Source organism: Rhodovulum sp. MB263, assembly GCF_002073975.1.
Taxonomy (GTDB): domain Bacteria; phylum Pseudomonadota; class Alphaproteobacteria; order Rhodobacterales; family Rhodobacteraceae; genus Rhodovulum.
This window is the reverse complement of record NZ_CP020384.1, coordinates 3,349,705-3,364,371: the sequence shown is the minus strand read 5'-3', so window position 1 is coordinate 3,364,371 and position 14,667 is coordinate 3,349,705. Positions and strand designations below refer to the sequence as shown.

General features: G+C 65.9%; 10 protein-coding genes, 1 tRNA gene and 3 pseudogenes. 6 read left to right on the top strand and 8 right to left on the bottom strand.

Annotated features, from left to right (window positions below; all coding sequences use genetic code 11):
• Positions 1-29: 29 nt before the first annotated feature.
• Both B5V46_RS15565 and B5V46_RS15560 read left to right on the top strand, forming a co-directional pair.
• The gene (locus B5V46_RS15565; protein WP_080617444.1) at positions 30-1,235 is read left to right on the top strand and encodes a biopolymer transporter ExbB; all 1,206 of its coding nucleotides are present in this window, start codon (positions 30-32) and stop codon (positions 1,233-1,235) included.
• Between the two features lies 1 nt (position 1,236).
• Complete coding sequence (locus B5V46_RS15560; protein ID WP_080617443.1) at positions 1,237-2,901, top strand: peptidoglycan -binding protein; 1,665 nt, start codon at positions 1,237-1,239, stop codon at positions 2,899-2,901.
• 50 nt (positions 2,902-2,951) lie between these two features.
• Here the strand turns inward: B5V46_RS15560 and rimK are convergent, their stop codons facing one another.
• Positions 2,952-4,364: a 30S ribosomal protein S6--L-glutamate ligase gene (gene rimK, locus B5V46_RS15555; RefSeq protein ID WP_080617442.1), complete on the bottom strand. Its 1,413-nt coding sequence runs from the start codon at positions 4,362-4,364 to the stop codon at positions 2,952-2,954.
• Positions 4,365-4,555: 191 nt separating this feature from the next.
• On the opposite strand from rimK, the gene tgt reads away from it, so the two are divergent.
• From tgt to B5V46_RS15535, 4 genes and pseudogenes are all read left to right on the top strand, one after another.
• Entirely contained in the window at positions 4,556-5,683 is a 1,128-nt protein-coding gene (gene tgt, locus B5V46_RS15550; protein ID WP_080618084.1) for a tRNA guanosine(34) transglycosylase Tgt, read from the top strand.
• Positions 5,684-5,907: 224 nt separating this feature from the next.
• Positions 5,908-8,319, top strand: coding sequence for an endopeptidase La (lon, locus tag B5V46_RS15545; protein ID WP_080617441.1), 2,412 nt, complete (start codon positions 5,908-5,910; stop codon positions 8,317-8,319).
• Between the two features lie 182 nt (positions 8,320-8,501).
• Positions 8,502-8,576, top strand: a tRNA-Val gene (locus B5V46_RS15540).
• Positions 8,577-8,922: 346 nt separating this feature from the next.
• Positions 8,923-9,566, top strand: a pseudogene (locus tag B5V46_RS15535) (transposase); the annotation flags it as partial.
• A 488-nt stretch (positions 9,567-10,054) separates the two neighbouring features.
• On the opposite strand, the pseudogene B5V46_RS19910 reads toward B5V46_RS15535, so the two are convergent.
• The 7 genes and pseudogenes from B5V46_RS19910 to B5V46_RS15500 form a co-directional block, all read right to left on the bottom strand.
• A pseudogene (locus B5V46_RS19910) lies at positions 10,055-10,297 on the bottom strand (N-acetyltransferase); the annotation flags it as partial.
• Positions 10,206-11,398 (bottom strand): annotated as a pseudogene (locus tag B5V46_RS15525) (transposase); the annotation flags it as partial. The pseudogenes B5V46_RS19910 and B5V46_RS15525, both read right to left, overlap by 92 nt.
• Before the next feature lie 115 nt (positions 11,399-11,513).
• Entirely contained in the window at positions 11,514-12,122 is a 609-nt protein-coding gene (locus B5V46_RS15520) for a cysteine hydrolase family protein (RefSeq protein WP_196774269.1), read from the bottom strand.
• 69 nt (positions 12,123-12,191) lie between these two features.
• Positions 12,192-12,758: a hypothetical protein gene (locus B5V46_RS15515; RefSeq protein WP_080617438.1), complete on the bottom strand. Its 567-nt coding sequence runs from the start codon at positions 12,756-12,758 to the stop codon at positions 12,192-12,194.
• On the bottom strand, positions 12,755-13,375 hold the full coding sequence (locus tag B5V46_RS15510) for a hypothetical protein (RefSeq protein ID WP_080617437.1): 621 nt from the start codon (positions 13,373-13,375) through the stop codon (positions 12,755-12,757). The genes B5V46_RS15515 and B5V46_RS15510 overlap by 4 nt, the downstream gene beginning before the upstream one ends.
• Positions 13,376-13,399: 24 nt before the next feature.
• A complete protein-coding gene (locus tag B5V46_RS15505) occupies positions 13,400-14,206 on the bottom strand; it encodes a hypothetical protein (RefSeq protein ID WP_080617436.1) in 807 nt (268 codons plus the stop codon).
• 13 nt (positions 14,207-14,219) lie between these two features.
• Positions 14,220-14,660 carry a hypothetical protein gene (locus B5V46_RS15500; protein WP_080617435.1) on the bottom strand — a complete coding sequence of 147 codons (441 nt, stop codon included), beginning with the start codon at positions 14,658-14,660 and terminating at the stop codon, positions 14,220-14,222.
• Positions 14,661-14,667 lie beyond the last annotated feature (7 nt).

Sequence of the window (14,667 nt, the reverse complement as noted above, 5' to 3'; positions counted from 1 at the left end):
AGAAAATGACCGGGCCAGAACCCAATCCCATGGACAAGACCCCTCGCGAGGCAGAGCCGCAGTTTTCCCGACCGAGGCGGCAGGCCGTCCTGATGACGAGTGCCTGCCTGTTTTTCGCAGTCGGGGCCTATCTGGCCTATCCGCAGGTGGCGCCTGTCTTTCTGGCCAGCCCCTATCTGAACGGGGCCATCGTCGTCGTCTTTCTGATCGGTGTCGCGACCTGCTTTCTGCAGGTGGTCCAGCTGGGGGCCTCGGTGCGCTGGATCGAGGATTTCGCGGGCGGTGTTCCGGGCCATGGCCTGACCCGGGCGCCGAAGCTTCTGGCGCCGCTCGCGGCATTGCTGCGCAAGCGCAGCGACAAGCGGATGCAGATCAACACCGCCTCGGCCCGCACCATCCTCGATTCCGTCGCGACCCGGATCGAGGAACAGCGCGACATCACCCGCTATCTGTCCAGCCTGCTGATCTTTCTGGGGCTTCTCGGCACCTTCTACGGGCTGGCGACGGTGGTGCCCGCGGTGGTGGACACCATCCGTTCGCTCGCGCCGCGCGATGGCGAGGGCGGGGTCGAGGTGTTCGGGCGGCTTATGGTCGGGCTCGAAAGCCAGCTTGGCGGCATGGGCACGGCCTTCGCCTCGTCGCTTCTGGGGTTGGCGGGCTCGCTGGTGGTGGGGCTGCTCGAGCTCTTCGCCGGGCATGGCCAGAACCGCTTCTATCAGGAGCTCGAGGAATGGCTGTCCTCGATTACCCGGCTCGGCTTCTCGACCGGCGAGAGCGAGGGCGAGGGCGGCGGCGCCGAGGTCGGGCTGCTCGCTGCCACGCTCGACCGGCTGGCCGATCAGATGGAAGGGCTGCATACGCTCTTTGCCGAATCCGAGGGCGAGCGCGTGGCGCTGGAAAGCCGGGTCGGCACGCTGGTCGAGGCGGTCAACACGCTGGGCGCGGCGATGGAGCGCCAGCTTGACGATACCCGCGCGGTGACGGACGCGCTGTCGCGGGTGGCCGAGGGGCAGGCCCGCGCGACCGCCGCCATCGAGGCGCGGATGGGCGAGGAGGGCGCGCTGGCCGATGCCGAGGCGCGGATGCGGCTGCGCTCGATCGACGTGCAGCTTCTGCGGATCCTCGAGGAGATTTCCGCCGGGCGTCAGGAAACCGTGACCGATCTTCGGGGCGATCTGGCGGCGCTGGGCCGGGCGTTGTCGCGGCTTGCGCCCGAGGGCGAGCGGTGGGGCTGAGATGGCCCTGACGCGGCGCAGCGGCGGACGGTTCCAGGCCATGATCTGGCCGGGTTTCGTCGATGCGATGACGGCGCTGCTGCTTGTCCTGATGTTCGTGCTGTCGATCTTCATGCTGGTGCAGGAGATGCTGCGCGAGACCATCACCGGGCAGGAAAGCGAGCTGACCGAGCTGAATGCCGAGCTGTCGGCCCTGGCCGATGCGCTGGGCATGGAGCGCCGCCGCGCCTCGGGTCTGCAAGAGCAGGTGGGCGAGCTGGACGCGGCGCTGACGACGGCGCGGTCGGATGCCGAGGCGCAGGCGGCGCTGATCGCGTCCCTTACCGACCGGCTTTCGACGCGCGAGGCGGATCTGGCGGCGGCCGAGACCCGGATCGGCGATATCGAGGACCGCCTGGCTCGGCTTGTGACCGAGCGCGACGCGGCGCAGGCGCGCGGCGAGGCCCTCGAAGGCGACGTGGCCGAGCTCGAGGGCACCCGCGACCGGCTGGAGGCGGCGCTGGCCGCGACCCGCCAGGAGGTCGATGCCCGGACCGAGGCCGCCCGGCTGGCCGCGGCCCGGCGCGAGGCGCTGGAGGCGCTGGTGGCCGATCTGCGGGCCCGGAACGCCGAGACCGAGACCGCGCGTGCGGCGCTGCAGGGCCAGGTCGAGCGCGCGGAGGCGGCGCTGTCGCAGGCCGAGAAGGATCGTCTGGCCGAGGCGGCGGCCGCGGCCGCGCTGCGCGACAAGCTCGCGGGTTCCGAGGACGAGCTGAGTGCGATGAGCCTGGCGCTGGAACAGGCGCGGCAGCGGGCCGAGGAGACACTGACCCTGCTGGCGGCGGCCGACAAGGCGCGCGAGAAGGCCGAGACCGAGGCCGGGGAGGCATTGTCCGAGGCCGACCGGCGCGCGGCGCTGCTGGCGGTGGCGAACGAGACGCTCGGGCAGGAAGAGGCGAAATCGGCCGAGAGCCAGCGCAAGGTGGCGCTTCTGAACCGGCAGATGGCGGCGCTGCGTGGTCAGCTGGGCAAGCTGCAGGGCCTGCTGGACGATGCCCAGGAGCGTGACGCGGCCGCGCGGGTGCAGATCGAGACGCTGGGCAGCAAGTTGAATGCGGCGCTGGCGCGGGTGGCCTCGGAACAGCGCGAACGCGCGAAGCTGGAAGAGGCGGCGCGGCGCAAGGCCGAGGAAGAGGCGGCGCGGCTTGCGGCCGAGAAGAAGACGCTGGAAGGCTACCGCTCCGAATTCTTCGGGCGGATGCGGGCCTTGCTGGCCGGGCGCGAGGGCGTGCGGGTCGTCGGCGACCGCTTCGTCTTTTCCTCCGAGGTGCTGTTCGAGACCGGCAAGGCCGATCTCTCGACCGATGGCGCCGCGCAGATCTCCAATGTGGTGGCGATCCTGCGCGGGGTCGCGGACGAGATCCCGCCCGATATCGACTGGATCCTGCGCGTCGATGGCCATACCGACGACGTGCCGCTGATCCGGGGTGCCGATTTCGCCGATAACTGGGAGCTGAGCCAGGCCCGCGCGCTGTCGGTGGTGCGCTACATGATCGACGATCTGGGCTTCCCGCCCGACCGGCTGGCGGCGGCGGGTTTCGGGCAGTATCAGCCCGTCGCCCCGGGCAAGAGCCCCGAGGCCCGGGCCCAGAACCGCCGGATCGAGCTGAAACTGACCGAACGCTGAGCGGACGCGGCCCGAATTCTGGCCTAACTCTGACCGGGGCCCGGGCGGGCCTAGCGCCGGCGGCGGCCCTTCGGCACCGGCAGCGGGCGCACCCGCTTCTCGATCTCGTCGTAAAGCAGCCCGACGATGTTCTTGCCCGAGGATTTCTCGATCCCCTCGAGCCCGGGCGAGGAATTGACCTCGAGCACCCTGGGCCCGTCATGGGCGCGCAGCAGGTCGACCCCGGCGAGGTTGAGCTTGAAGGCGCGGGCCGCGCGCACCGCGGTCTCGCGTTCCTGCGGGGTGATCTTCACCGTGACCGCATGGCCGCCCTGATGCAGGTTCGAGCGGAAATCGCCCTCGGCCCCGGTCCGCTTCATCGCCGCCACGACCTTCGAGCCGACGACGAGGCAGCGGATATCCTCGCCGGCCGCCTCCTTGATGAAGCGCTGCACCAGAAACGAGGCCTTGAGCCCGCGAAAGGCCGAGATCACCGATGAGGCCGCGTTGTTGGTTTCGGCCAGCACCACGCCCTTTCCCTGCGTCGATTCCAGCAGCTTGACGATCAGCGGCGCGCCGCCCACCAGCGAGATCAGGTTTCCGGTATCCTTGGGCGAGGCGGCAAAGGCGGTCGTGGGCATGCCGATCCGGTGACGGGCGAGGATCTGATGGGCATGCAGCTTGTCACGGCTTGCCGTGATGCCTTCCGAGCCGTTGACGCAATAGGTGCCGATGGTCTCGAACTGGCGGATCACGGCGGTACCATAGGCGGTGACCGAGGCGCCGATCCGCGGGATGATCGCGTCATAGCGGGGCAGGCGGGTGCCGTCGTAATGCACGTCGGGCGCCAGCGCATCGAGCGCCATGTAGCAGCGCGCGGTATCGATCACCTCGACCACATGGCCGCGCGCCTCGCCCTCGGATACCAGCCGCGCGGTCGAGTAGTTGTGCGGCTCGCGGCTGAGCACGGCGATCCTGAGCACCCGCGCGGGCGCCACCTCGCGCACCCGCTGGCTGTGATAGACGTCATAGGACAGGACCGGCTGGCAGAAGCTGTCGCCCGGGCTGACGATCACGTCCTCGCCCAGAGCCTGCCGGCCCAGCAGCATGCGGTAGGCCATGCCGCCCCTGTGGGTCAGGGTCAGGTCGATCGGCCAGCGCCGTCCGCCCACCACGATCTCGGCGGCGATGACATAGCGCCATTCGGAATCGCCGTTCGACGAGGTCACCTCGCGGCGGTCGACGATGGCGGCCGAGCAGGGGATCGACAGATCCTCGCGCCCGGGGATCGGATGCACGGCAAAGCGGACCTTGGGCCGCGAGGCGGGGCCGAAGGGCTCGATGTCGAAGGCATGCAGCGCCGAGGTCTTGGCGCCGGTATCGACCTTGGCCTTCATTGCGGGCAGCCCGAGATCGGGCAGCGAAACCCATTCCTCCCAGCCAAGGCGAAAGCCCGGCAGCGCGGGGTCTGTGTGCTCGGTCATGCGGATCGTCCTGTGCGGTGGTGGGGCGACCGGCCCCCCGTCCTGCGGGGAGGCTGGAATCGTCGGCCCCTGTTATCGAAGCCCGCCCCGGGGGCACAAGCGGTCGAACGTCCCGGGGCCGGTGATTTCCGTATCGGGTGGCGCGCCGGAGCCTCTGTCCTTGGCCGCGCCGGGCTGCTATGGCAACGCCCATGACGACATTCGGTTTCACTCTTCATGCCACTGACGGGGCCGCGCGCAGCGGCGCGATCTCGACCCCGCGCGGCACGATCCGCACCCCCGCCTTCATGCCGGTGGGCACTGCCGCCACGGTCAAGGCGATGCTGCCCGAAAGCGTGGCCGCGACCGGCGCCGACATCCTTCTGGGCAATACCTATCACCTGATGCTGCGGCCCGGGGCCGAGCGGGTGGCCCGTCTCGGAGGGTTGCACGGCTTCATGCACTGGGACAAGCCCATCCTCACCGATTCCGGCGGCTTCCAGGTCATGAGCCTGGCCGGGCTCCGGAAGATGTCGGAGGAGGGGGTGCGCTTCAAGTCGCATATCGACGGTTCGACCCATGTCCTGAGCCCCGAGCGCAGCATGGAGATCCAGCGCCTGCTGGGCTCGGATATCGTGATGTGCTTCGACGAATGCCCGGCGCTGCCCGCCTCGGAGGCCGAGGTCGCGCGCGCGATGCGGCTGTCGATGCGCTGGGCCGAACGCTCGAAACAGGCCTTCGGCGAGCGCCCGGGCCATGCGCTGTTCGGGATCATGCAGGGCGGCGTCACCCGCGAGCTGCGCGAGGAATCGGCCGCGGCGCTGACCGCGATCGGCTTCGACGGCTATGCGCTTGGCGGGCTTGCCGTGGGCGAGGGTCAGGAGGCGATGTTCGGCGTGCTCGACTATGCCACGGACTTCCTGCCCGAGGGCCGGCCGCGCTATCTGATGGGCGTGGGCAAGCCCGACGACATCGTCGGCGCGGTCGCGCGCGGTGTCGACATGATGGATTGCGTGCTGCCCTCGCGCTCGGGGCGGACCGGGCAGGTCTTCACCCGGCGCGGCGTCGTCAACATCAAGAACGCCCGCCATGCCGACGATCCGCGCCCGCTGGACGAGGCCTGTTCCTGCCCGGCCTGCCGCAATTATTCGCGCGCCTATCTGCACCATGTGTTCCGGGCGCAGGAGATCATCTCGTCGATGCTCCTGACCTGGCACAACCTGCATTATTTCCAGGAGTTGATGGCAGAGATGCGCGCGGCCATCGCTGCGGGCCGGTTCTCGGACTGGCAGGCAGGGTTCCATGCGGTGCGCGCCGAGGGCGATATCGAACCGCTCTGATCGTGGGGCTGCACGGGTCCCTGTTTACCCTGGCCCGGTTTTGCCTTGCCCCGGCCTGTCTGCACGCTTGCGTGCGGCGCGCGGGCCGGGCATTCTCGGCGCCGGTTGAAGGCCGGCATGTTGAATCGGTCAGGAAATGCCCCAAATAAAGTGACCATACCGGGGACGGCCGAGCGCTGCCGATGATCGGGGCCGGTAGCCGTCCAGCGAAACAAGGATACCCCATGCCCGAGCATCTGAGCCCCTCCTATCCCGTCCTGCCGCTGCGCGACATCGTGGTCTTCCCGCACATGATCGTGCCGCTCTTCGTCGGCCGCGAGAAGTCCGTTCGCGCCCTCGAGGAGGTGATGCAGGACGACAAGCAGATCCTGCTTTCCGCGCAGATCGACCCGGCGATGGACGAGCCTGCGACCGAGGGCATCTACCCGACCGGCGTGCTGGCCAATGTGCTGCAATTGCTGAAACTGCCTGACGGCACCGTCAAGGTGCTGGTCGAGGGCAAGACCCGGGTCCGGATCACCGACTATATCGACAACCCCTCCTTCTTCGAGGCGAGCTGCGCGCCGCTGGCCGAGGAACTGGGCGACGAGGAAGTGGTCGAGGCGCTCTTGCGCTCGGTCGGCACCGAGTTCGAGCGCTATGCCAAGGTCAAGAAGAACATCCCCGAAGAGGCGCTTTCGGCGGTCGCGGATACCCGCGAACCGGCCAGGCTCGCCGATCTGGTGGCAGGCCATCTGGGCGTCGAGGTCGCCCAGAAGCAGGACCTGCTGGAAACGCTGGTCGTGGCCCAGCGGCTTGAGAAGGTCTATGGCCTGATGCAGGGCGAGATGTCGGTCCTGCAGGTCGAGAAGAAGATCAAGACCCGCGTCAAGTCGCAGATGGAGCGGACCCAGCGCGAATATTACCTCAACGAACAGATGAAGGCGATCCAGCGCGAGCTTGGCGATGGCGACGAGGGCCAGAACGAGATTGCCGAGCTCGAAGAGCGGATCGCGGGCACCAAGCTGTCGAAGGAGGCCTCCGAGAAGGTCGCGGCCGAGGTCAAGAAGCTGAAGTCGATGTCGCCGATGTCGGCCGAGGCGACGGTGGTGCGCAACTACCTCGACTGGATCCTGACGCTGCCCTGGGGCGTCAAATCACGGGTCAAGAAGAACCTTGGCGCGGCCGAGAAGGTGCTGGACAACGACCATTACGGCCTTGAGAAGGTCAAGGAGCGGATCGTCGAATATCTGGCGGTGCAGCAGCGCAGCCAGAAGCTCAAGGGCCCGATCCTCTGCCTCGTGGGTCCGCCCGGCGTCGGCAAGACCTCTCTGGGCAAGTCGGTGGCGCGGGCGACGGGACGCGAATTCATCCGCATCAGCCTTGGCGGCGTGCGCGACGAATCCGAGATCCGCGGTCACCGCCGGACCTATATCGGCTCGATGCCCGGCAAGATCATCCAGGCGATGAAGAAGGCCAAGACCACCAACCCGCTGATCCTGCTCGACGAGATCGACAAGATGGGGCAGGATTTCCGGGGCGATCCGGCCTCGGCCATGCTCGAGGTGCTGGATCCGGAACAGAATGCGACCTTCGTCGATCACTATCTCGAGGTCGAATATGACCTCTCCAACGTGATGTTCCTGACCACGGCCAATAGCTACAACATGCCGGGCCCGCTTCTGGACCGGATGGAGATCATCAGCCTCGCAGGCTATACCGAGGACGAGAAACGCGAGATCGCCGAACGTCACCTCGTGCCCAAGCAGATGAAGAACCACGGGTTGAAGCCGAAGGAATTCGCGCTGACGCCCGAGGCGCTGACCGAGATCATCCGCCGTTATACCCGCGAGGCGGGGGTGCGGAACCTCGAGCGCGAGATCGCCAAGCTGGGCCGGAAGGCCGTGACCAAGCTGATCAAGAAGGAGACCGAGACGGTCACCATCACGCCGGACGTCCTCGAGGACTATCTGGGCGTCAAGAAGTTCCGCTACGGTCTGGCCGAGAAGGAAGATCAGATCGGCGTCGTGACCGGGCTGGCCTGGACCTCGGTCGGGGGCGATCTTCTGTCCATCGAGGCGCTCAAGCTGCCCGGCAAGGGCCGGATGAAGACCACCGGCAAGCTGGGCGACGTGATGAAGGAATCGATCGACGCCGCCTCGAGCTATGTCCGCTCGATCGCGCCCGAGATCGGCTTCAAGCCGCCGCGCTTCGACAAGATCGACATCCACGTCCACGTCCCCGAGGGCGCGACGCCCAAGGATGGTCCCTCGGCCGGGGTGGCGATGGTGACCTCCATCGTCTCGGTGCTGACCCAGATCCCGGTCCGCAAGGATATCGCGATGACCGGCGAGGTGACGCTGCGTGGCAATGTGCTGGCCATCGGCGGGCTCAAGGAGAAACTGCTGGCCGCACTCCGGGGCGGGATCAAGACGGTGCTCATTCCCGAAGAGAACGAGAAGGACCTGCGCGAGATCCCCGACAATGTGAAGGAGGGGCTGACGATCATCCCCGTCGCCCATGTCCGCGAAGTGCTGACGCACGCTCTGGTGCGCGCGCCCGAGCCCATCGAATGGGACGAGGCCGCCGAGGAGGCTGCCGCTGCGGCGGCCGCCAAGGCTTCGGGGGGCGAAACCGCGGGGCAGGTCGCGCATTGACGCGGTCCCGCCCGGCATCGGCCATGTGACCCGGGACGCGCCCTTGCGGGCGCGTCTTTTTCGTTTCGGGCGGAGCGCCCGTCGATGGGAGGCAGCGCCCTGCAAGGCGCCCGGAAAAAGCTGCGGGCAATTCCCCCGACCCTCTTGCAAAGCCCGGCGTGTCCGGATAACAAGCGCGCCACGGGTGATTAGCTCAGTGGTAGAGCGCTTCGTTCACATCGAAGATGTCAGGAGTTCGAATCTCTTATCACCCACCATCTTTCCAGTGGTTTGCGTTGATTTTGCGAAGTGTGCCTAGGTTCCGTGAACCTTGCGGAGCTTCGTGAAGTCCAGAACATCGGCTGCGCGGCGCAGGTGGTTCGGCGAGTAGCGCGTGTAAACCATCGCTCAGCCAGCATGTCGGGGGGTGTAGGGGCGCTGTGGTTCAGCCATCGGCCAAGCCCTCCCGCTTGACGGCAGCAACCAGCGTGCGGGCCTCGATGATCCAGTCCTCGGCCTCGCTCTCCCGCGCCTCCTGGAAATCCCGAGTGATGCCACCTCCCGGGTCCGCCCCGGCCGGGGTCCCCTCTTCGCACGGTTCGTTCCAGATAGGCGCCACCGCGATGGCAGGCCCGCAAGCATGGCGTTCAGGGCCGCCGCCAATGGCGCAAGGTGCATCTGGCCATGGAGACCGTCACTCCGGACATCCGCGCCGTCGAGGTCACACCCGGCCGGGAAGGCGACAGTCCCGTCCTGCCGGACTTGCCCGACCGGATCCCTCCGGACGAGGACATCGGCACCGTGACCGCGGACGGCTCGACGCTGTCACAGCGCCATTGTCGTGCGCGGCGCCACGGCGATCATCCCGGTCCGAAGAAACGGCCGGCCATGGAAAGAGGACTGCCCTGCCGCGCTCGCCTCTGCCTTCGGACCAATGGCGATCATCGGCTCGCCCCGCAACGAAACCCTGCGCGCCACGCGTCACTATGGCAGGGCGCTCTGGAAGCGGTGGACAGGATACCACGCTCGAAGTCGCGCCGAGGCAAAGATGCCCTCGCCGGTTCGCTCGAACCGGTGGCGCTGAACCGGCTCGGCCTCAAGTCCTTCGGAGAGCGCCTCGCCGCGAGAGACCCAGACCGCCAAACCGCCGAAATCCACATCCGCGTCATTCGCCATTGTCGCTCGGACCAATGGCGCGACATGGCTCATTCATCAACCGCTTCAACGCTCTCGCCACCGCCGAGAGCGTCCGCGTGGCTTTAACCTGAAAGGGAAAGGGGAAGTCACGCCTCAAGCCGCCTTTCTGCAACAATGCCGGTCGAATAGGCCAATGTTCTTAGTTGTCGGAGAGTTGAACTACGGCCGACAGATCGGGCGACGGTTGTTGTCGTCCATCAGGATGGCGCAGTAGCTCTTGGCGTCCCTGATGGTGATCCGCTCAATCGGCGCGATCCTGGCCGTAATGGTGTTTCGCAGTTGCGGCGGCTGATGCGTTGGGACGAGTGGAGGCGGCCTACCTTGAGAGGGGAAGAAGCGTTCAGGGCCGAGGATGACCATCGTGGGCGCAGGATCCGATGACCGACCGCTTTGACCGTCGACAACGCGCTCGATGTGGGCGGTGCGAGAGGCCAAGTGTGGGTGGCGCCAGGCGTTCAAGCGCCATGCTGCGCCGCCGCAGGTCCGCACCGAGCCCTCATCGCACGGTTATCGACAAAACAAAAATGCCCGGACCGCACAGTCGCGGTCCGGTCTTGGGTTACCCCTGTTGCTCCAACCCGAAGGCGGAATGATGGATCAGCTCGCCTTTGGGGTCTCGGGCATCGAACGGCAGGGCCTGAACGAACCGGGGTAGGCAGCTCCCCACCCGCAATTGCGGAAAGGACCTGAAAACGAACCGGCCATAATACCCGGGATCCCCGACCAGGGCCGCTCCTTTGCAGGTCGCCCGCAACCGAAGGATCGTCTCGGCCATGAGCGCGCTGCCGATGCCCTGGCCCTGTCGCGGCGGCCGAACGGCAAGGGGACCGATCAGCCCCCAGCCGGACGCGGCGCCGAAGCATGCCATCCTCATCAGGTTTCTTCTCCCGGGGTTTCGTGAAGGACCGCCGGCTTTGCTTCAACTCCTTGCCGCCCGGGCAGGTGTAGACATCCCTCTCGACGTCATAGGCGAAGTCGGCGTGCTCGAATGTCCCGTTCCTACGGCCTGACTTGTCGATTACCGGGATATGGGGTGCGATGCCGCGCTGCCGATCCAGCCAGTCCAGCATGACGCCGGTGCCATAGGCGGTATCTGCGATCAGCCGTTCCGGTGCGATGTCGAAGGTATCGTTCACCCGGTCGATCATGGTCCGCACCGACCCAACCTCGGCCTGGCGGATCGACCGGGTGGCCTCCACATCGAGGATCACGCCGTTGTCGGTGTCGATCAGGTAGTTGGTGGAATAGGCAAAGTAGGCCGGACCTCCCCGAGCCCCGGTCCATTGCGAAGCCGGATCGGAATGCGAGGTGAACTTCGGCTCGACCGGGCTCGCTGCACCGAAGGCGGCGTCATCGAGCGTTTCCAGGTATTCCCTGACAGCCCGGGGCGCCTCTTCAGGGTCGATGCTGCCCGGCTGCCAGTCTGACTTCGGCGTCGAGTTCTGCCGGTTCGCGTCGGCCGCGATGATACTGGCATCCGCGGCGAGGCGCTGACCGCCGGCCAGGCCCTCCGCGAGGCAACGCGCCACCACGGTCTCGAACAGATGGCGCAACAGGTCGCTGTCACGGAAGCGGCCATGACGGTCCTTGAAGAAGGTCGAGTGATCCGGCACCGGGACGGTCAGGTCGAGGCGACAGAACCAGCGGTAGGCGAGGTTGAGATGTACCTCCTCGCAGAGGCGGCGCTCGGACCGGATACCCATAATGTAACCGAGCAGTAGCATACGGATCATCAGTTCCGGATCGACCGATGGCCGTCCGGTGGAACTGTAGAATGGCGCCAGGTGCGGGCCAGATCGACAAACTGGTCAACCGGTCGGAGCATTTGGTCGGGCGGAACGTGCGCTTCGATCGAGAACTCGTAGAACAGAGCGCCTTGCGCTTCCTGCCGGACCCCCATCATCGCCGCTCACCTCAAGCTGCCGCAACCAGATTGAATCAGCGGTCAGCCCTTCAGGCAAGGCGGGCTTTTCAAGGGAATAGGCCCAGGTCTGGCCGAATGAGAACTGGGCGTCGGGTCAACCTCCCCATGGGACATGATCGGCGGCATATTGGCGCTCTTGCTCGATCTGCGCGATCACCTCTGTCGTCGGTCGCACATCTGCGACATTGCTCAGGGCTGCGAGGACGACATCATGTGCCGTCGCGGCCTCGATGATCTGCCCGTCCTTGAGGGTGACGGGCGCCGCAGCGCAGGCGTCACTGGCGACCGTGACCTTGAAGCCGAAGTCATCGGCGGCGCGTACCGTTGCGTCGATGCAGTTTTGCACCATCGCCCCGGCCACCACCACTTCGGTCACCCCGGAGCCCTGAAGCGCCGCGGCCAGCCAGGTCATGCGAAAGCCGTTGGTGTAATATTTCGGAATGACGATTTCTGGCGGCTGCATCCCCAGCCGGGGCTTCACCCGGTCATGCAGTTCGGCACCTGGCGAGCCGAGACTGAATGGCCCGCCTTCGGTTAACCCGAAATGCTGAATATGGAATATCGGCAGCCGGCTCGAACGGAAACACGTCAGGAGCGCCTCGATATGCGTCAGCGCTTCGTCCATGTCCGGAAGCGGTAATTTGCCATCGGCGAAGTATTCGTTCTGCACGTCGACCAGGATTAGTGCCTTGCTCATCATCATATCCCTCCATCTAGGTGCCTCCGGCCGAAGCGGGTGCCGGAGCGGCATCGGAAAACGAATAAGGATCGGCTAGCCCAGAATGTATTGCGCCTTTCCGCGCTCACCCGACGCCTTCTCTGGTGCCGGAATGGTCGAAATTGTCACTGCGGGGGTCGAGATCCCCATGCGCTGAGCACCGATTTGAAACTCGATGCGATAGCCGTAGGTATTCGGCTCGACCTCGGGCCGGACCATGCCGGCCCAATAGTCATAGCTCGGGGTCACGCCCGGAATGACATCGGGAGAATGCGCCGTCACAATCGCCCCGTAGCTTTGCAGCTTGAGGCAGATCGGCTCATCGAAGGTGATATCGGCGATCGAAACTGGCGCCGGCACGCCATAGGGACCGACGGGATAGACGATCCAGTTGATCACCATCCCCTCAAGACATTGCGTCTTAAGGGCGGTGGTTCCGCGACCGGGGCTGGGTTTTCCTTCCGGGGTCACGCTGTTATCGACGAAGATCACGGCATCGTCGAGCGTCTCGCTGTAAATTGCGCGCGCCACATCAACGATGGCGATCACATTCACCTGGAGCGAGTTGCGTACGATTTGCCGCGGCCGCGAATTCGTTCTGAGCGAGTTGCCCCTTTTCATTTCCTGGCTCCTTTCGAGCTGTCGCCGTCGTCGGCCTCCGATGTCGCAGACGGTTTCTTCGGCGCGGAAGCTTTGGGAGCTGGCGCGGGCTTTGCGTCGGGGGCCGCGTCGGCGATTTCCGTCCCGGGCTCGGGCGCCAGCTCGGCCCGCTCGGCCGGCGGACTGACGAGGAAGGAGCTGGCTTCGGCGATCAGCGGCTCGGGGCGGCTTCCCACCCGGAATGCCAGCCGGTAGGGAACCCCCTCGGGGGGCAACGGCTTGAGGATGCGCGCGGCCCAATACACCACACTGGTGGGGGCATAGACGCCGCTTTCCAGGTCGATATAGGGGGCGTATTGTTCATCGATCAGAACGTCGTCGATCCGTGCGAAGGCTTCGCATTCCAATGGCATGACCTCCCACACCACCAGATCCTCCGCATCGGCGCATGTCTTCAGACATGACGTCCCATGTCCGCTCGAGCCCGCGGCCCCGTTGTTGTCGAACAGGTAGAGGTCGCTGTCCAGGGCGTCCTCCGAGAGAGCGCCGACCACGTCGAGCAGCCCCATAACGGTAATGACCCGCTTCGTATCGGCATCCGGTCCGGATCGCGCGGTCGCGCTGTCCACTTCGCTCATGGCATTCTCCTTCGCGCCGCCGGCTCATGCCGGGATGATATCGAGAGTGGAATTCGAAAATCCGCTGCGGATGGCACCGGTGGACACGCTGATCCAGGCGTCGTGCGGCAGGGTGACCGAATGATCGGTGACCTCACCATCCTTGTCGCGACGCGCATAATAGAGGGTTATCCACATGGTGTAGCAATACACCCCCAGCATTGTCGGGTTGACCGAGGCGCTCCAGTAAAGTCCGTCGGAGAACAGCTGCGGCGAGCCATATTGCGCCGGGAATATCACCTTCTTCTCGACCGCCTCGCCGTCGATCCGCGCGATGACGGGAGCGGGATAGTGGATCAGATCCTGATCGTCGGTTCTGGTGACACGGCTCTTGCGGGTCCTCCGGAAGCGCGCCCGGCCGGGTTCGAGAAAACCCTGACCGGCATGGGGCAGCGCGCGGGTCGACTCTGTCGACGCTGCCATCTCGCGAGGCGACTTCCTGATATTGATTTCTTCGCCCAGAATGTTGCGGAGCCGCAGCGGGAACCGGCCGCCATGCTTTGCCAATAGCGGCGTTTGCGCCAATGCTTTCCGATCCTCATCATGCAGGAAGAAAGTCTGTGACACCGTCACCGGAATCGAGCCGACACCCACCTGAAGCCAGTTGAGGATGGGAGCGCCCGCCAGCGCCGCGTCGGTGACATCCAGAGCCGTGGCAAGATTGCCGGTTCCTTCCCCGGTCGAACCGGCCCAACGCCCGTTATCCACCAGCCATAGATGCCCACGCAGATCGTTGGCCTCGATTGCCGCGGCAATGTCGACTATTACGAGGATCCCAAGTTGTTGCCCCATGGTTTTCTCCCTGTCAGGCCGTCAGCTGAAGCGCCGGGCTGGTGGTGAACATGACCGACTTCGGTCCGGCGCCGATCTGAAAGGCGAGGTGGTAGTGATACAGCCCGGGCTGAAGGTTGCAGGGAATGATGCCGCTCCAGGTCTGCCAGAACGGGCGTATATAACGCGACGTGTCCGGATCGATTGCCGTATCGGCGGGCGTACCGATGCTGTTCTCCAGCGTTGCCGCCTCATCAAGAAACCGGATGTCGGCAATGACCGCCGGGCTCTGGACGTCCACCGCGAGCACCCGCCAATTCACTGTCTGGCCGCGTCGGCAGGCGGTTTTCAGGGCTTCCGTCCCCTTGCCCTGGCTGCACCAGGCGTCGTCCGTCAGGTAGAGGTTGCCCGTCAGGGTGCCGAGCGACAGGGCGGTGATCGAGTCCACCGTCATCAGGATATTGACCGGCTGCATGCGTCCT

Excerpts from the sequence above, each read along its gene's own strand:
- B5V46_RS15565 (WP_080617444.1), top strand. The coding sequence starts at position 30 with ATGGACAAGACCCCTCGCGAGGCAGAGCCGCAGTTTTCCCGACCGAGG.
- B5V46_RS15560 (WP_080617443.1), top strand. The coding sequence starts at position 1,237 with ATGGCCCTGACGCGGCGCAGCGGCGGACGGTTCCAGGCCATGATCTGG.
- rimK (WP_080617442.1), bottom strand. The coding sequence starts at position 4,364 with ATGACCGAGCACACAGACCCCGCGCTGCCGGGCTTTCGCCTTGGCTGG.
- tgt (WP_080618084.1), top strand. The coding sequence starts at position 4,556 with ATGACGACATTCGGTTTCACTCTTCATGCCACTGACGGGGCCGCGCGC.
- lon (WP_080617441.1), top strand. The coding sequence starts at position 5,908 with ATGCCCGAGCATCTGAGCCCCTCCTATCCCGTCCTGCCGCTGCGCGAC.
- B5V46_RS15520 (WP_196774269.1), bottom strand. The coding sequence starts at position 12,122 with ATGATGATGAGCAAGGCACTAATCCTGGTCGACGTGCAGAACGAATAC.
- B5V46_RS15515 (WP_080617438.1), bottom strand. The coding sequence starts at position 12,758 with ATGAAAAGGGGCAACTCGCTCAGAACGAATTCGCGGCCGCGGCAAATC.
- B5V46_RS15510 (WP_080617437.1), bottom strand. The coding sequence starts at position 13,375 with ATGAGCGAAGTGGACAGCGCGACCGCGCGATCCGGACCGGATGCCGAT.
- B5V46_RS15505 (WP_080617436.1), bottom strand. The coding sequence starts at position 14,206 with ATGGGGCAACAACTTGGGATCCTCGTAATAGTCGACATTGCCGCGGCA.
- B5V46_RS15500 (WP_080617435.1), bottom strand. The coding sequence starts at position 14,660 with ATGCAGCCGGTCAATATCCTGATGACGGTGGACTCGATCACCGCCCTG.